Source organism: Endozoicomonas sp. GU-1, from assembly GCF_027366395.1.
Classification (GTDB): Bacteria; Pseudomonadota; Gammaproteobacteria; order Pseudomonadales; family Endozoicomonadaceae; genus Endozoicomonas.
This window is the reverse complement of sequence record NZ_CP114771.1, coordinates 5,322,680-5,340,127: the sequence shown is the minus strand read 5'-3', so window position 1 is coordinate 5,340,127 and position 17,448 is coordinate 5,322,680. Positions and strand designations below refer to the sequence as shown.

Sequence of the window (17,448 nt, the reverse complement as noted above, 5' to 3'; positions counted from 1 at the left end):
AAAAATGCTGCTTCAAGATCAGGTAAACAGTCAACATGACGCCGTCAAGTGTCACTTGCCCCCACTGCCAGACCATATTCCGCATTACCCATGCCCAGCTTAAGGCTGCCAGGGGTTCGGTGCGTTGCGGTTCATGCCTTCAGGTTTTTAATGCGATAGACCAGCTACCGCTCCTGAAAGAACAAGAAAAGAAGGCATTAAACACCCCCACTGAAAGCGTTGAAACATCACCCTCTAACCACCGGGAAGAACCCCGGACACCCACTCAAACCCAAAAAAAGCTGCGGGAAACACTGGTCGTCCAACAGCAAAAACCGGTCAAAAAACCGGATTCAACACCACCGGAAACATCCAGAAGCAAAGACCTTGACCCTTCCATAAAAGCAAAGGTTGCCACTGCGCCCATCCAATATGATGGCTACCACCAGCAAAGCATCGAAACCCTGATTCACGAACTGGACCAGCGGGAAACCGAAGAAACCATTAACGAACAACAGCTCCGCAGGAAAAGAACCTACTGGGGGGTTGCGGCCTGTAGCCTGCTGGTGTTGCTGACACTGCAATTTGCCTGGTTCAACCGCAATACACTGTCACTGAACCCTGCCTTGCGACCGGCTTATACCATGACCTGCAATCTGCTTTCCTGCACACTTCCCCCCATGGTTAACCTCACTGCCATTAGAAGCGTTGATCTTGTGATACGCAGCCACCCTGATCAAGACAACGCCCTGCAGGTAGATGCTGTCATCATTAATGAAGCCAGGCACTCACAGCCGTTTCCAGACTTAAAGCTGACCTTTACCGATATCAACGGCCGCCTGGTGGCTAACCGCACCTTTACCCCATCGGAATACCTTGGCGGTGAGCTGGCCGGCTCGGATGAAATGCCTAAAGCACAACCTATCCGCCTGGGGCTGGAAATTATCGACCGGGTGAACAGGCAGTGAACTATCAGCTGACTTTCAGTGAAAACTGAATAACACACTGCATGCTAGAACAGGACACCAGGATGAAGAGAGTTTCATAGGGCATCACCAAAAAGGCACTGCGTTAACTTATTCGGATTACCCGTTGTCAGCAATGAACACAAACCACTGCTAACCCATTGGTTCAATGGCTATCAGCCCCATTGTCAATACCGCAAATCCTATGGTTACTGATATCAGCCATGCAGCCTTATAAATCAGTAAGTCGCTGACATCCTCAGCTTCTGTACAGCAGCCAACGCACCATCAAAGTCAATATCCACGCAGGAACCAGCAGCAATACCCCAGTCAAAAGCAGTACAACTGGCACAGGAACATGAAAATATGTAAACACAAATGCTCCTGACCACCGCATCCAAAACACTTAAGCTGAACGGCGCATTATCAGGCCCGGAAAAGGCATTTATCAACAGAATTTCCACGACCAGAATCACCATAATCAGGGGAATATCCCAACGTGGCACCCACTTTTTCATGAGAACCGCACCCTCAGATTACCCGCCAGAAGTAACAGAATCCCGGCAATCCACTGGTACACCTGCCAATAACCGGGATCACCCGCCGCAAAACTGTCAATAAATGCTAACAGCTCACATTAAACAGACTCAAACTACCGTCAACAGCTACAAATATAAAGAGAAGGATTTAGCAATGCAGTACCTTCATGGAGGAAGTAATGTTGTTTTCCACCCGTTATTCATGCCTTAACATTTGTGCCATTCTGGCACTGGTAATCATACCCAGTACACTGGTAACCGCTGCCCCCCCCAAAAAATCAACATGAGTGTCAAACCGGTGACCGTTACCTTTTTGGTCTGCAAGAAAGGGTTGATCAGATCGATGAATTTCCCTCTCAGATCAATGCATTGGTTGACTCCGGCTCGACCCTGTCCTCCATGGATGCCAGAGACATCAAGATCAGAAAAAACACCAATGGCACCCTGTGGGTTCACTTTACAGTCCCTACCACCAGAGACAAACGTAAACTGGTAAAAATGGCCAAGCCCCTTAAACGCTTCGCCCGGGTACAGACCCATCATGGCATCCCACAGAAACGCCCAGTAATTGAAGCAAAGATACGTCTTGGCCCAATAGAAACCCGAACCGACTTCAGCCTGACTTCCCGTTCAAGATTTAGAAACCCGATTCTGCTCGGTACCAACACCCTGAAGAACCTGGCAATCATTGACATATCAAGGGAATTTCTTCTGAAAAACAACTGCCTGCAGGTCAGCCGTTCTCCTTGAAGCCCGCTAACCTGTAAATTTCGGGAGGCGGATTTCTGCCAAGAACACCCAGCGCCTTCAGGGCAACAAAAATGACCTTGTGCCCTTTGTGCTTCAAAACAATACTTCCACGACTAAAAAACGCCCATTTTCATGCTGCCTGACAACAATTTGAACAAATTCAGTGCTTATCCCTGCATTGAACCGGTTTCTTGCTGACCTATATCAAAAAATGCACAACCCATTGGCTCTATTATTGATCTGCGCCAGAAGGTCTGAGGTGAAGTGAGTAATGGTTTTTTGCATTAGCAAATCCACCACTTTCAGCTGAACAAATATTGATCAATTTCACTTTATCGTGAAATATGTAGAGAGTATGATGACCCGTTGGTTTCATCATCATCCATCAGATCGAGGCTTTCTTTTTTGTCAGGTCAACTCTTGTCAGAACACACAGCGCCAGCACCGTTGAAGATTGGTCCTTACTCCATCGTTAACCCGGTGGTACTGGCACCCATGGCGGGCGTTACCGACAGTCCGTTTCGCAAGCTCTGCCTGAAAATGGGGGCAGGCATGGCGGTGTCGGAGATGGTGACCAGCAATCCGAAGCTCTGGAATACCCGTAAGTCCAGGCTGCGTATGGATCACAGCTGCGAGTCCGAACCGCGGTCTGTGCAAATTGCCGGAGGCGATCCGGAGCAGATGGCCGAGGCGGCCAGGCTGAACCAGGCGTTTGGTGCCCAGATCATAGACATCAACATGGGCTGCCCTGCCAAGAAGGTGTGCAATAAGGCGGCCGGTTCTGCCCTCCTGCGGGACATTGATCTGGTGGAGTCCATCCTGAAAGCGGTAACGGCGGCGGTGGATATTCCGGTGACCCTGAAGATTCGTACCGGCTGGGACCCGGACAACCGCAACGGTGTTGTGGTCGCCAAACTGGCCGAACAGTGTGGCATTGCCGCCCTGGCGGTTCATGGCCGCACCCGGGCCTGCATGTATAACGGTGAAGCGGAATACGAAACCATCGCCCGTATTGTTGAGGCGGTGACTATCCCGGTGATTGCCAATGGCGACATCACCTCACCGGAGAAAGCACGGCATGTGCTGGACGTTACCGGTGCCAGTGCATTAATGATTGGCCGTGCCGCCCAGGGCCGTCCCTGGATATTCCGGGAGATCAACCACTACCTGCAACACGGGGAACGGTTGTCAGCCCCGGATCAGAATGAGGTTCAGGCAATCCTTTTGGGGCATCTGGAAGCCCTCCATCAGTTTTACGGCGCTTTTTATCAGGAGCTCCAGGCTGTGCGGATTGCCAGAAAACATGTGGGCTGGTACATGCAGGACCAGCCATCCGGCCTGGAGTTTCGCCGGCATTTTAATAAGCTGGAATCTTCGGAAGAACAGCACACCTGCATACGGGAGTATTTTCAGCGTTTTTCAGAGTCGACTTTTGCGAAGAAGTCAGAAGGTAACGGAGAGGACATAGCGGCATGACGGCAACACAAGTAATCGTAGAAGAAGGTCGTCCAGTAAATGGCCATGGGGGAAGCCTTGCCACAGCGTCGAGAATACCAGAGTCCCAGACTCTGCGCGACAGCGTGGAAAAATCCATGAATAACTACTTTGCCCACCTGGACGGGCAGGACGTCACCGATGTCTATCAGATGGTGCTGTCTGAAGTAGAAGCGCCTCTGCTGGAAACGGTCATGGCTTACGTCAAGGGCAACCAGACCCGCGCGGCCACATTACTGGGCCTGAACCGGGGAACCCTGCGCAAGAAGCTGAAGCAGTACGGCCTGCTTTAATTGATTCACTACTCTTTTCAATCTAATCAGTAGTTTCTGGACCAAGGACACTACTGATTTCCCCTTTATTCCCTCTCCCCCTGCCAATAGCCACCATTTCCAGCTAAAATCTGCCAGAATTTTTATTCCAACTATCTATTCCAACAAGCGGTGAGTAAGAAACAATGGCAGTCACGACACGCCCGATTCGCCGGGCTCTGATTAGCGTTTCCGACAAAACAGGAATTGTTGAGTTCGCCCGGACACTGCAACAGCATTCGGTTGAAATTCTGTCCACAGGCGGAACTTATGCACTGCTGGCTGATAACGATATTCCTGCCATTGAGATCTCCGACTATACCGGCTTCCCGGAAATGATGGACGGCCGGGTAAAAACGCTCCACCCCAAAGTTCATGGTGGTATTCTGGGCCGCAGAGGTCAGGACGAATCTGTCATGGACCAGCATGGTATCCAGCCTATCGACCTGGTTGTGGTCAACCTCTACCCCTTCGAGCAAACCATTGCCCGCCCTGACTGCGATCTGGCCACCGCCATTGAGAACATCGATATTGGCGGCCCGACCATGGTTCGGGCCGCTGCCAAAAACTACCGCGATACCACCATTGTGGTGAACGCCAGTGATTACCAGTGCGTACTGGACAGCCTGGCTGACAATAATGGCCTGATTGACCTGGCCACCCGCTTTGATCTGGCCGTGAAGGCATTTGAGCATACAGCCGGCTACGATGGAGCTATTGCCAACTACCTGGGCACCGCCATTAACAGCGATGACGATGAGCCGGAAGCTTTTCCCCGCACCTTCAACAGCCAGTTTATTAAAGTGGAAGATCTGCGCTACGGTGAAAACCCGCACCAGAAAGCCGCCTTCTACACCGAAAAGAACCCACCTGAAGGCACGGTTTCCAGCGCCAGACAACTGCAAGGCAAAGCGCTTTCCTATAACAATATTGCCGATACCGATGCGGCCCTGGAATGCGTTAAAGCGTTTGATCTGCCAGCCTGTGTGATCGTCAAACACGCCAACCCCTGCGGTGTGGCAACCGGCACAGATATTCTTGAAGCCTACAACCGCGCTTACGAAACTGACCCAACCTCTGCCTTCGGTGGCATTATCGCCGTTAATCGCAAGCTGGATATGGCCACAGCCCGTACTATTATTGAGCGCCAGTTTGTGGAAGTCATTATCGCTCCCGAAGTGGACACTGAAGCAGCCGCCATTCTTCAGAATAAGCAGAACATACGGGTATTAAACGCTGGCCAACTGGCAGCTGAGCCAACTCCGTTCCCGGATTTCAAGCGTGTTAATGGCGGCCTGCTGGTTCAGGATTCCGATATCCGTATTGTTGATCCTTCTGAGCTGAAAGTGGTGACGGATCGCGCCCCGACCGAGCAGGAAATGGCCGACCTTCAGTTCGCCTGGAAGGTGGCGAAATTTGTGAAGTCCAATGCCATTGTCTATGCCAGACACTCACAGACCATCGGTATCGGCGCAGGCCAGATGAGCCGTGTCTACAGTGCCCGCATTGCCGGCATCAAGGCAGCGGATGAAGGGCTGGAAGTTCGCGGTTCCGTGATGGCATCCGATGCCTTCTTCCCATTCCGGGACGGTATTGACGCCGCAGCCAGCGCAGGTATTACTGCGGTCATCCAGCCCGGCGGCTCCATGCGAGACCAGGAAGTGATTGACGCCGCCAACCAGGCAGGCATAGCCATGGTGTTTACCGGTGTTCGGCATTTTCGCCATTGATGGTTCAAAACAAAAAAGGCTGAAGAACAGGTTCAGCCTCCACGAAAAAATTTTCCCAAGCAGAAATCACAAAAAGAAAACCTTTGTGCACTCCGTGGTCTCTGTGGTTCAAACAAAGGACACCCTTTATGAAAGTACTGATCATCGGCAATGGCGGGCGGGAGCACGCCCTGGCATGGAAAGCGGCTCAAGACGACAATGTTACACAGGTGTTTGTCGCCCCCGGTAATGCTGGCACCGCCTCTGAAAACAAAGTATCCAACATTGCTATCGATGTGCTGGATATCGCCAGACTGGTTGAATTTGCCCAGTCAGAAAACATTGACCTGACCATTGTCGGGCCGGAAGCACCACTGGTGGCGGGCGTAGTTGACCGGTTTGAACAAGCCGGTCTGGCGATATTTGGTCCGTCACAGGCAGCGGCCCAGCTGGAAGGCTCCAAGGCATTCACCAAAGATTTTCTTGCCCGCCATAATATCCCCACCGCCGCCTACCAGAACTTCACAGAAATTGAACCCGCCAAAGCCTACGTCAAACAACAGGGTACACCTATTGTGGTGAAAGCTGATGGACTTGCTGCCGGTAAAGGCGTGATTCTCGCCCAGACTGAGCAGGAAGCTTTTGCTGCCATTGACGACATGCTGGCTGGCAATGCTTTTGGTGAAGCCGGCCACCGTGTGGTGATTGAAGAGTTTCTGACCGGGGAAGAAGCCAGTTTTATCGTCATGGTGGATGGCAAAAACATTCTGCCACTGGCCACCAGCCAGGATCACAAGGCCCGTGATAATGGCGATACAGGCCCGAATACCGGCGGTATGGGTGCCTATTCCCCTGCGCCTGTGGTGACGCCCACAATTCATGACCGTGCCATGAAAGAAGTCATCGTCCCAACGGTACAGGGCATGGCCAGCGAAGGCATGCCATACCGGGGCTTCCTCTACGCCGGATTGATGATTGGTGCTGATGGCACACCCAAGGTACTGGAATACAACTGTCGTTTTGGTGACCCGGAAACCCAACCCATCCTGATGCGCCTGAAGTCCAGCCTGGTAGGACTGTGCCTGGCCGGTACCCGTGGTGAGCTGGATCAGGTTGACATTAAGTGGGACAGCCGCACTGCCCTTGGCGTGGTCATGGCAGCCGGTGGTTACCCGGAAGCCTACCGAAAGGGTGATGAAATCACGGGCATCGACAACATCAGCAATGCCAAAGTCTTCCAGGCCGGAACCCGTATTGAAGAGGGCAAAACCCTGACCAATGGCGGCCGGGTACTCTGTGTGACCGCCCTGGGCGAGACCGTGAAGGAAGCTCAACAGCAGGCCTATAACGCGGTCACAAGCATTGACTGGAAAGACGTCTACTATCGTACAGACATCGGTCATAGAGCCATTGCCCGGGAAGAGGTATAGTTACAGAGGCTAGGCAAAAGACTTTTAACCACAGAGAACACAAAGCCCACAAAGAAAGATAAAACTTCTTATCTTTTCTCTTCGTGAGCTTTGTTCCCTCTGCAGTTTAAAAAAACCTTTCACTTTGTCATACTTCAGGAGAATCCCCTGAATTTCCTGTTCTTGCGTAAACCGTCGACTGATTCACTGTCCAATCAGTCAGTTTTCAGTATAATTCTGCCATAAATACGAAAAACGGAATTTTCAACAGTGTTTTATCAAGCCTTTACACGGCAAAAATGGACATTCGCACTGTTATTTATTTTATCGTTTACTTTCTCCGCCCTGAATGCGTCTGCGAATGTCGACATTAATCAATCATCCTACTTACTCCAGCCCGGAACGAGTACAGAGTTCTATATTGACGACACTAGCCAACTATCCATCAATGCGCTGGTTGAGGGAGCGTTCAGATACCGCTTTTCCCCATGGCAGCCCAACTTACTCAGCGCTGAAGAACAGCAACAAAACCTCTGGTTACGCTTTCCTGTCACCAACCATACGTCAGAAATAGTCCATCCCGTCCTGTCTGTGGATTATCAGCAGCAGGAACTACCGACCCTTTATCTCACATACATCAGCGCTGCCACTGGCAAGACTGTTGTTAAACCACTGCCACTGGATCAGGTCAACACCACGAGCTTTACGCTGCTGCCAGCTCAGTCCGCAATGATATACCTTAAAGCACCGTTTCATCCGGAACTGAGCAATAGTCTGAAACTGGGTAGCTTTGATCAGTTGATCAAACAGCAGCGGTATAAACTCTGGCAAACCGGATTAATCAGCGGTCTGTTGATATCAATGATTCTTGCCAATGCCTGGCTTTTCCTGTCGATAAAACAGCCATCAAAAACGTCAAACGGCCTCTCACCTTCTAATCACCGTCGTATTTTTCATCTACTGCTGGCTTCAGGTGCTATCTTTGCACTCGTTTTTATGGCTTCCTGGCAGGGCTATCTGAGCACCTGGTTTTACATACCCATCACAGCAGAAGCCTGGCTCTACAAATTATCACTGCTGTTAATCAGCCTGACTTTCTGTCAGCTGGCCATAAATCTCTTTGGCTATCATAGGCCACGGCTGATCCGTTTCTTTAATATTTTCTCGTTTATTTACCTGGTATCAGCCCTCTGGTTGCCACTAAGCGACAGTAGTATGTTAAATACTCATCTGCTGGTACTGACGCTGATCGGTAATGCCTGCTTCTGCCTGTCTTTCTGGCTGGTAAAACCCCATCGCCTCTATATCTCACCCTGGTTGCTGGTCCCCCTGGTCATCAGTCAATGTATTTTCGCCCTGAACCAAACCGGTGCATTGGGGATATCTTCCAGAAACACGACCTGGCTACTGATTCAAACATTGGCTTTGACACTCGGCTTCCTGTCGCTGTCAGGGAGAGTCAACAGAAAAGTGATCAACAGGGAAAAATTTGCGGATAGCGTCCAACAACGGAATGAGCTGGACGAAGAGACCATGAAGTCGCTGGGCCATGAAATGCGTACACCACTGAATGGTGTGATGGGCATGTCAGAGCTGTTACTGAGCACACCATTGACCCCGAAGCAGGAAGACTACGTACAAACACTTCGCTACGCGGGTTATGAACTGGGCAACCTGGTCAATCTACTGGCCTCCAGCATTAAGGCTCAAAACCAGGAAATAACATCGGACACACGACTGATTGATATACACAACACAGTGGATGAGCTGATTCATCATTTCCAGTATCGTTCGGAACAGCAGAATATTGAAATCATTTGCTTTGTTGATGAAAGCATGCCTGCCGAATGTCATATCGATGGCTATCGGGTGTCATTGATTCTGGAAGCATTTCTATTCTATGGGCTGAATCAGGCTGAAACGGGAGAGGTTGCGCTTTCTATTCAGAAGGATGCTGCCGATAAGCTGCTGTTTGAGTTCAGTTTTAAAAACCCTGCCGGTAGCAGCCTTGCAGAAAAACATTTATCCGGTGAGCACTCTTTATCCGAGATAAAAGCAGAGACAGTCATGGGGCTGAATCTATACCTTGCAACTCGTCTTATACGACAGCTTGGAGGAAAGGTCAGTAAACGGGCCAATATCCTCTCATTTACTTTGCCCTGCTCCTGTGGAGAAGAGAATAAGCTCCCCAGACAAGATGAGACACCTCAGCAAAACCAGTATGAAAATATGCGGGTATTGATTGCTGATGACAATGCAACCTGTCGTAAAGTGCTCCGCCAGCAATGTCATCTATTGGGTATTTCGGTGATTGAAGCAGAAGATGGCCCTGAAGCCCTTGCCATGATTCGTAACGAAACTTACCTGAGCCGGGCATTTGATATCATTATTCTTGACCATCAGATGCCCGGACTGAAAGGTTTACAGGTCGCAGAACGAATCAATGACGACCCGGGGATTGCCCCCTTACCAGCCATTATTATGCTGACCGGGGTCAGTAACCCTCCCAGTAAGTACCAGTGCAGCAAACTGGGTATCAGCTCAATTCTCACCAAGCCAGTTACCCGGTTTACCGTACAAAGAGCCTTGATAAAGGCCCTTAACAGCAGGCAACAGCGTTATACGGAAGCGTGATATTGGGCAGACAGTTCATGTACGGCATTCACAAAGGCACCCGCCTTTTCCGGTTCAACATATTGGTGAATGCCGTGCCCCAGATTGAACACATGGCCATTGCCTGTGCCAAATTTTTCCAGAATGGTTGCCACTTCCCGACGAATACGCTCAGGTGATGCATAAAGCGCTGATGGGTCCATATTGCCCTGTAAGGCCACCCGGTTACCTACCCTCTGTCGTGCTTCACCCATATCGGTTGTCCAGTCCAGCCCCAGGGCATCGGCACCGGTATTGGCCATCGCTTCAAGCCACTGCCCACCATTTTTGGTAAAGAGAATAACCGGCACTTTTCTGCCTTCATTTTCCCGCTTCAGGCCTTTAACAATCCTGTCCATATAGTGCAGTGAGAAGTCACGATAGTTCTGTGGACTGAGCACACCACCCCAGGTATCAAAAATCTGAACCGCCTGGGCACCCGCTTCTATCTGGGCATTCAGATAGCTGGTCACTGACTCGGCAAGCACGCTCAACACTTGCTTCAGCAGTTCTGGCTGATCAAACATCATCGCTTTTATACGACGAAAGTCTTTGCTACTGCCACCTTCAATCATATAGGTTGCCAGTGTCCAGGGACTGCCGGAAAAACCAATCAGCGGCACCCGGCCATTGAGTTCACGCCGAATGGTTCTCACCGCATCCATCACATAACCCAGGTCTTTTTCCGGGTCTGGCACGGTCAGCGCTGCAACATCAGCGGCAGTACGAACCGGCTTTTTGAACTTCGGCCCTTCACCGGCTTCAAAATAAAGCCCAAGGCCCATGGCATCGGGAATCGTGAGAATATCGGAAAAGAGAATCGCCGCATCCAGCGGGAATCGCTCCAATGGCTGCAAAGTTACTTCACAGGCCAGCTCTGCGTTCTGGCACAGGGCCATGAAATCACCGGCACGGGCCCTGGTTTCCCGGTATTCCGGTAAATAACGACCGGCCTGGCGCATCATCCAGACGGGAGTTACATCAACTGGCTCCTGAGCAAAGCTCGAAGAAAGCGGTCATTTTTCAATGGAGTCATAAAAGTCCCGATACCAGCGTTGCCTGAACCATCAGTATTCCAGGCTGTAGAAAAACAGGGGCGCTTCCGGATTGGAAAAACGCCCCTACATTATCGTAAAAAAGAGTGATTAATCAGACATCCAGGTAATCAAGAATACCATCTGCTGCCTGACGACCTTCCCAAATGGCGGTGACCACCAGATCTGACCCACGAACCATATCACCACCGGCAAATACCTGGGGGTTACTGGTCTGGAACTTGTACCTGGCTTTTTCCGGGGCCACCACCCGGCCACCTTCATCAATCTGAATATCGTGCTGTTCAAACCAGTCAGCCGGGCTCGGGCGAAAACCGAAGGCCACCAGCACCACATCCGCTTCCAGTATCTGGTCACTGCCTTCTACTACCTGTGGACGGCGACGACCGTTGTCATCCGGCTCGCCCAGTTCAGTGGTTACCAGACGGATGCCCTCTACCTGGCCATCACCAACAATTTCTACCGGCTGGCGGTTAAACAGGAAGTTCACACCTTCCTGTCTGGCATTGGCCACTTCCCGGCGTGAGCCCGGCATATTCTCTTCATCACGACGATAGGCACAGGTAACCGACCTGGCTCCCTGACGAATCGCCGTGCGGTTACAGTCCATGGCGGTATCACCACCACCCAGTACCACCACCCGCTTGCCCTTCATATCAATAAAGTCTGCCGGATCCTGTTCAAAGCCGAGGTTACGGTTCACATTGGAGATCAGGTAAGGCAGCGCATCATGGACACCTTCAAGATCTTCACCCGGGAAGCCGCCTTTCATATAGGTGTAAGTTCCCATGCCCATGAATACCGCATCATACTCCTCAAGCAGCTTCTCCATGGTGATGTCTTTACCGATTTCCGTGTTCAGCTGAAACTCAATCCCCATTTCAGTAAACACTTCACGACGACGGCTCATAACGTGTTTTTCCAGCTTGAACTCTGGAATACCGAAGGTCAGCAAGCCACCGATTTCCGGGTTTTTATCAAACACCACCGGCGTTACACCATTGCGTACCAGCACATCGGCACAGCCCAGACCTGCTGGTCCAGCACCGATGATGGCCACTTTTTTATCGGTCCAGGACACCCTGGACATATCCGGACGCCAGCCGAGCGCCAGCGCCGTGTCGGTAATGTATTTCTCGGTGGACCCTATGGTTACCGCACCAAAGCCGTCATTCAGTGTACAGGCACCTTCACAGAGGCGATCCTGTGGACAAACCCGGCCGCACACTTCCGGCAGCGTATTGGTCTGGTGTGACAGGTCTGCCGCTTCAAAAAGACGACCTTCAGAGACCAGTTTCAACCAATCCGGAATGTAGTTGTGTACCGGACACTTCCATTCACAGTATGGGTTACCACAGGACAGGCAACGATGCGCCTGATTTTTTACCTGCCGTTCGTCAAACGGCTGGTAGATTTCCACAAATTCTGTTTTGCGCTGACGCAGGCTTTTCTTATCCGGGTCATGACGACCTACATCAACAAACTGAAAATTGTTATTCAGCCTTCTTTCTTTCTGGCTCAGGCTGCTGCCATTTTTTAATGGTATCTGTGACATTTCGCTGACCTCACAAAGCTGTTCGTAGGTTCAATACCTGATCTGTTGCCACCCCTGCGGACACCCTGATTACTCAGGGCTACCATGGGTACTGGCCAGCAAGGTATCGAGACTGGCAGCTTTTGGCTTCACCAGCCAGAAACGACCACTGTAGTCATAAAAGTCCTCAATCAGCTCCTGCCCCCAGGTACTGCCGGTCTCGGCAACGTAGTCTTCCAGGACACTCAGCAGGTGTGATTGATAAGGCTCCATGGCTTCATTATCAATGCGATGTATATCCACTAACTCATGGTTATAACGATCAACAAAACTTCTTTCCAGATCCAGCACGTAGGCAAAACCACCGGTCATGCCCGCACCGAAGTTATGACCCGCCCGGCCCAGTACAGTCACCAGACCACCGGTCATGTATTCACAACAGTGGTCGCCTGCGCCTTCCACCACAACATTGGCACCAGAGTTACGAACACCGAGGCGTTCACCGGCACGACCCGCTGCGTATAATGTTCCACCGGTGGCACCATAGAGACAGGTGTTACCAATGATAGAGGTTTCATGGGTGACAAAACTGCTGCCAATCGGCGGATAGATCACCAGCTTACCGCCGGTCATGCCCTTACCCACATAGTCGTTGGCATCCCCTTCCAGGCGCATCTCCAGACCACCGGCGTTCCAGACACCAAAGCTCTGCCCCGCGGAACCGGTCAGGTTCAGCTTCAGGGGGTTATCCGCCATGCCCTGGTTACCGTAACGTTTGGCAATCTCACCGGATAGACGGGCACCGATGGAACGATCACAGTTGCCCACCGTAAAACTGAACTCACCACCTTCTCCGTTTTCGATGACATCCATCGTCTGGCGGACCATCTTTTCCGCCAACTCACCTTTGTCGTAGGGTGGGTTACGATCTACCTGACAGGTCACGGGCTTATCCGCAGGCACATCAGCACTGCCAAGAATCGGGGACAGGTCCAGGTTCTGCTGCTTTTCCGTCAGGCCCGGCAAAATCTCCAGCAACTCAGTGCGGCCGACCACCTCTTCAAGGGTTCTGGCACCCAGCAAGGCCAGCCACTCACGCACTTCTTCAGCAACAAAGGTGAAGAAGTTCATAACCATTTCAACATCACCCTTGAAGTGCTCTTCCCGGAGTGACTTATCCTGAGTCGCCACACCGGTAGCGCAGTTATTCAGATGACAGATACGCAGGTATTTACAACCCATGGCAATCATCGGTGTAGTACCAAAACCAAAACTTTCCGCACCGAGAATGGCCGCCTTGACCACATCCAGACCGGTCTTGAGACCACCATCCGTCTGCAGGCGAACCTTACCACGCAGATCATTGCCACGCAGCGTTTGATGGGCTTCACTCAGGCCCAGCTCCCACGGTGAACCGGCATAACGAATAGACGTCAGAGGACTTGCAGCAGTACCACCGTCATAGCCGGAGATGGTGATCAGATCCGCATAGGCCTTGGCAACGCCTGCTGCAATAGTACCGACGCCGGGTTCAGATACCAGCTTGACGGAAACCAGCGCCTCGGGGTTCACCTGTTTAAGGTCATAAATCAGCTGAGCCAGATCCTCGATGGAATAGATATCATGGTGCGGTGGCGGTGAAATCAGGGTAACACCCGGCACAGAGTAGCGCAGACGGGCAATCAGCTCATTTACCTTGCCACCGGGCAACTGACCACCTTCGCCGGGCTTGGCCCCCTGGGCAACCTTGATCTGCAGGACTTCGGCATTCACCAGGTAGTGAGGGGTTACGCCAAAACGACCCGAGGCAATCTGTTTGATTTTGGACATACGATTGGTGCCGAAGCGTGCTTCATCTTCACCACCTTCACCGGAGTTGGAACGACCACCAAGACGGTTCATCGCTTCCGCCAGAGCTTCATGGGCCTCTGGAGACAGAGCACCAAGACTCATGGCCGCAGAATCAAACCGGCGCACGATATCGCCAACAGATTCTACCTCGTCCACCGCCAGTACCTTATCATTGCGTTTGAGCCCCAACAGGTCACGCAGAGTAGCTACTGGACGCTGGTTGACCAGTTCGGCGTATTTCCGGTACTCCTGATAGTTGCCGGTTTTAACGGCAACCTGTAACTGTTGCACCACATCCGGGTTGAAAGCATGGTACTCACTGTCGTGTACATACTTCAACAGGCCGCCCTGCTGAATTGGCTTACGGGCTTTCCAGGCCGTTTCAGCCAGCAGACCCAGTTCATAATGGAAGTCTTCGAAGCGGGCACCCTGAATACGGCTTTGAACACCACAGAAGCACAGATCGACAATCTCTCTGGCAAGACCCACAGCTTCAAACAGCTGCGCTCCCCGATAGGAGGCAATGGTCGAGATTCCCATTTTGGAAAGGATCTTCATCAGCCCTTTGCCAATGCCTTTACGGTAAGCCTTGTACGCTTCCCGGGGATCGGTCATTACCTCACCGGAGCGAATCTGGTCATTGATGATTTCATAGGCAAGATAAGGGTAAACGGCAGTGGCACCAAACCCGATCAGCACCGCAAACTGGTGGGAGTCACGGGCAGAGGCGGTTTCAACAATAATATTGGACTCAGAACGCAGGCCTTTGCCAATCAACCGGTGATGCACGGCACCCGTCGCCATGGCTGCTGATACTGGCAGCAGTCCCTGGTCGATATGGCGGTCAGAAAGGCAGATTAACACCTTGCCGGATTGCACCGCTTGTTCCGCCTGATCACAGATATTCAATACCGCCTGCTCAAGACCAATAGACGGGTCGTAAGTCAGGTTGATGGTGGCTGTCTCAAAGGACTTATGCTGATGACGAACACTCATCAGGTCCAGGAATTTCGCAGTGGATAGTACGGGTGACTTGAGAATGACCCGGGCAGCGTGCTCCGGTGTTTCTTCAAACAGGTTCAGCTCACGACCCAGGCAGGTTTCCAGCGACATGACAATCGCTTCACGCAGTGGATCAATGGGCGGGTTGGTTACCTGGGCAAACTGCTGGCGGAAGTAGTCATAAACCGTTCGGGTTCTGCCAGAGAGCACGGCCATTGGGGTATCGTCGCCCATAGAACCCACCGCTTCCTGGCCAGACTCCACCAATGGACGGATCACCTGATCACGTTCCTCAAAGGTGACCATAAACATCTTCTGATAGACGTTTAGCTGCTCAGGAGACAGGTGGTCAACCTTGTAATCATCTTCACTAAAGTGGGAACGGATACGATAGGCGTTCTGCTTCAGCCACTTTTTATAGGGCTGGCGGACTTTCAGTTTGTCATCGATATCATGAGCCTGGTGCAGTTCGCCAGTCTCGGTATCAATCGCCAGAACTTCTCCCGGCCCAACCCGGCCTTTGGCAACCACATCTTCAGGCTTATAGCCATGGACGCCAACTTCTGAAGCCACGGTCAAATAACCGTTTCTGGTAATAACCCAACGTGACGGGCGCAGGCCATTTCGGTCCAGGGCACAGACGGCGTTGCGGCCATCGGTAATAACCAGGCCGGCAGGGCCGTCCCAGGGCTCCATATGCATGGAACTGTATTCATAGAACGCCCTGAGGTCCGGATCCATGGTGTCGACATTTTGCCATGCGGGCGGAACCAGCATGCGAATGGCACGGTAAAGATCCACACCACCCGCAACCAGCACCTCCATCATATTATCCAGGCTGGATGAGTCAGAGCCGGTGCGATTCACCAGGGGAGAAATATCATCAAGCGTTGGCAGCAACGGTGACTGGAACTTCTGACGACGGGCCTCTGCCCAGTTGCGGTTACCGGTGATGGTATTGATTTCACCGTTGTGAGCCAGCATGCGGAATGGCTGGGCCAGCTGCCAGCGCGGCATGGTGTTGGTAGAAAACCGCTGATGGAATACACAGATAGCGGTTTCAAAGCGGGTATCACCAAGGTCCGGATAAAATGTCGGCAGGTCCACCGGCATCATCAAACCTTTGTAGGTGATGACCCTGGGCGACAGTGAGCAGATATAGTAATCCTGGTCTTCTGCCATCGCCATATTGGTGTAACGGCGAGCCATGTAGAGTCTGGCATTAAACTCTTTCTCGTCCAGCTCACCTTCGGGGGTAACAAAAATCTGTTCAATGCCTGGTAACAGATCTTTGGCGATGGGGCCAAGGCAGTCAACATTAACAGGAACCTGGCGCCAGCCTACCACGTTGAGCCGCTGCTTCTGTAACTCTTTCTCAAGCGTTTTTTTGCCTTTTTTCGCCCGGGCCTTGTCCGTGTTGAGAAAGACCATCCCTACGGCATATTGGCCGGGCAGCTCGCAGCCAAACTTTTCTTTCGCAACCGTTCGGAAAAAAGTATCCGGTGTTTGAATCAACAAACCACAACCGTCGCCTGTTTTACCGTCGGCAGCAATACCGCCACGGTGAGTCATACAGGTCAGTGCTTCAATCGCCGTTTTCAGAAGGTGGTGACTTTTCTTACCTTCCATCTGGGCAATCAGCCCGAAACCACAGTTATCCCGAAACTCCCCGGGATTATACAGACCTGCTTTCATAGGCACTTTCTCTACCAACCTCATCAACCCATTATTTTTCTGGCTCGCCTCGCCTTAACCAAAAGTCATCCCGACTTTCCCGGAGCCCGCTTCCACCTTGAAGTTGACTCCTATCCGGAAGGCTTCATGTTCCACTTTCTGAATCAGGTGAATACACATCGTTTAAACATTTTTGGCGTACCACCGGCACACTACCCTGTAGAGCCATAACTATTTTGTAACCGGTTTTGTAACCCGTGTGCTTTCTGCCTCTGGTAACAGGACTTCCCGCCATAATTATGCAGATTAGGTGCATAAAACCAAATCTGGCTTATGGCCACTTGGCAGGCAAAACGGCTCGCCATTTTACACGGCTGTCACTGCAATCACAAATGACCCGCATCAATGCAAGTAGAAACCGTAATAATAGATTGATATATCGAAGCTTTTTACAGCAAATTCACACAATCAGGAATAGTTATAACTAAGATAATGAGAGCTGGAGAGTACGCTCCAGCCATTGA

The 17,448-nt window shown here is 51.5% G+C and carries 10 protein-coding genes and 1 pseudogene; 7 read left to right on the top strand and 4 right to left on the bottom strand.

Going from position 1 to position 17,448, the window contains the following annotated elements; genetic code table 11:
- Nucleotides 1-35 precede the first annotated feature (35 nt).
- Nucleotides 36-947, top strand: coding sequence for a DUF3426 domain-containing protein (locus O3276_RS22315; protein ID WP_269673275.1), 912 nt, complete (start codon nt 36-38; stop codon nt 945-947).
- A 236-nt stretch (nt 948-1,183) separates the two neighbouring features.
- On the opposite strand, the gene O3276_RS22310 is transcribed toward O3276_RS22315, so the two are convergent.
- A complete protein-coding gene (locus O3276_RS22310) occupies nt 1,184-1,462 on the bottom strand; it encodes a hypothetical protein (RefSeq protein ID WP_269673274.1) in 279 nt (92 codons plus the stop codon).
- A 282-nt stretch (nt 1,463-1,744) separates the two neighbouring features.
- Between O3276_RS22310 and O3276_RS22305 the strand changes: the two genes are divergently transcribed.
- From O3276_RS22305 to O3276_RS22280, 6 genes are all read left to right on the top strand, one after another.
- Nucleotides 1,745-2,233: an ATP-dependent zinc protease family protein gene (locus O3276_RS22305; protein ID WP_332328296.1), complete on the top strand. Its 489-nt coding sequence runs from the start codon at nt 1,745-1,747 to the stop codon at nt 2,231-2,233.
- A 405-nt stretch (nt 2,234-2,638) separates the two neighbouring features.
- On the top strand, nt 2,639-3,709 hold the full coding sequence (gene dusB, locus O3276_RS22300; RefSeq protein WP_269673273.1) for a tRNA dihydrouridine synthase DusB: 1,071 nt from the start codon (nt 2,639-2,641) through the stop codon (nt 3,707-3,709).
- Entirely contained in the window at nt 3,706-4,020 is a 315-nt protein-coding gene (gene fis, locus O3276_RS22295) for a DNA-binding transcriptional regulator Fis (RefSeq protein WP_209199972.1), read from the top strand. Before dusB ends, fis begins: the two co-directional genes overlap by 4 nt.
- Nucleotides 4,021-4,184: 164 nt before the next feature.
- Entirely contained in the window at nt 4,185-5,768 is a 1,584-nt protein-coding gene (gene purH, locus O3276_RS22290; protein ID WP_269673272.1) for a bifunctional phosphoribosylaminoimidazolecarboxamide formyltransferase/IMP cyclohydrolase, read from the top strand.
- A gap of 128 nt (nt 5,769-5,896) precedes the next feature.
- Nucleotides 5,897-7,177: a phosphoribosylamine--glycine ligase gene (gene purD / locus O3276_RS22285; RefSeq protein WP_269673271.1), complete on the top strand. Its 1,281-nt coding sequence runs from the start codon at nt 5,897-5,899 to the stop codon at nt 7,175-7,177.
- A 249-nt stretch (nt 7,178-7,426) separates the two neighbouring features.
- On the top strand, nt 7,427-9,790 hold the full coding sequence (locus tag O3276_RS22280; protein WP_269673270.1) for a response regulator: 2,364 nt from the start codon (nt 7,427-7,429) through the stop codon (nt 9,788-9,790).
- On the opposite strand, the pseudogene hemE reads toward O3276_RS22280, so the two are convergent.
- The 3 genes and pseudogenes from hemE to gltB form a co-directional block, all read right to left on the bottom strand.
- A pseudogene (hemE, locus tag O3276_RS22275) lies at nt 9,775-10,844 on the bottom strand (uroporphyrinogen decarboxylase). The gene O3276_RS22280 and the pseudogene hemE sit on opposite strands and share 16 nt — an antisense overlap.
- A 113-nt stretch (nt 10,845-10,957) precedes the next feature.
- Complete coding sequence (locus O3276_RS22270; RefSeq protein WP_269673269.1) at nt 10,958-12,418, bottom strand: glutamate synthase small subunit GltD family protein; 1,461 nt, start codon at nt 12,416-12,418, stop codon at nt 10,958-10,960.
- Nucleotides 12,419-12,487: 69 nt separating this feature from the next.
- Nucleotides 12,488-16,945 (bottom strand): glutamate synthase large subunit, encoded by a 4,458-nt coding sequence (gltB, locus tag O3276_RS22265; RefSeq protein ID WP_269673268.1) that lies wholly within the window; start codon nt 16,943-16,945, stop codon nt 12,488-12,490.
- Nucleotides 16,946-17,448 lie beyond the last annotated feature (503 nt).

What these genes read in the sequence shown, in the direction of transcription:
- O3276_RS22315 (WP_269673275.1), top strand. Translation starts at nt 36, where the DNA reads ATGACGCCGTCAAGTGTCACTTGCCCCCACTGCCAGACCATATTCCGC.
- gltB (WP_269673268.1), bottom strand. Translation starts at nt 16,945, where the DNA reads ATGAAAGCAGGTCTGTATAATCCCGGGGAGTTTCGGGATAACTGTGGT.
- O3276_RS22270 (WP_269673269.1), bottom strand. Translation starts at nt 12,418, where the DNA reads ATGTCACAGATACCATTAAAAAATGGCAGCAGCCTGAGCCAGAAAGAA.
- purD (WP_269673271.1), top strand. Translation starts at nt 5,897, where the DNA reads ATGAAAGTACTGATCATCGGCAATGGCGGGCGGGAGCACGCCCTGGCA.
- purH (WP_269673272.1), top strand. Translation starts at nt 4,185, where the DNA reads ATGGCAGTCACGACACGCCCGATTCGCCGGGCTCTGATTAGCGTTTCC.
- O3276_RS22310 (WP_269673274.1), bottom strand. Translation starts at nt 1,462, where the DNA reads ATGAAAAAGTGGGTGCCACGTTGGGATATTCCCCTGATTATGGTGATT.
- fis (WP_209199972.1), top strand. Translation starts at nt 3,706, where the DNA reads ATGACGGCAACACAAGTAATCGTAGAAGAAGGTCGTCCAGTAAATGGC.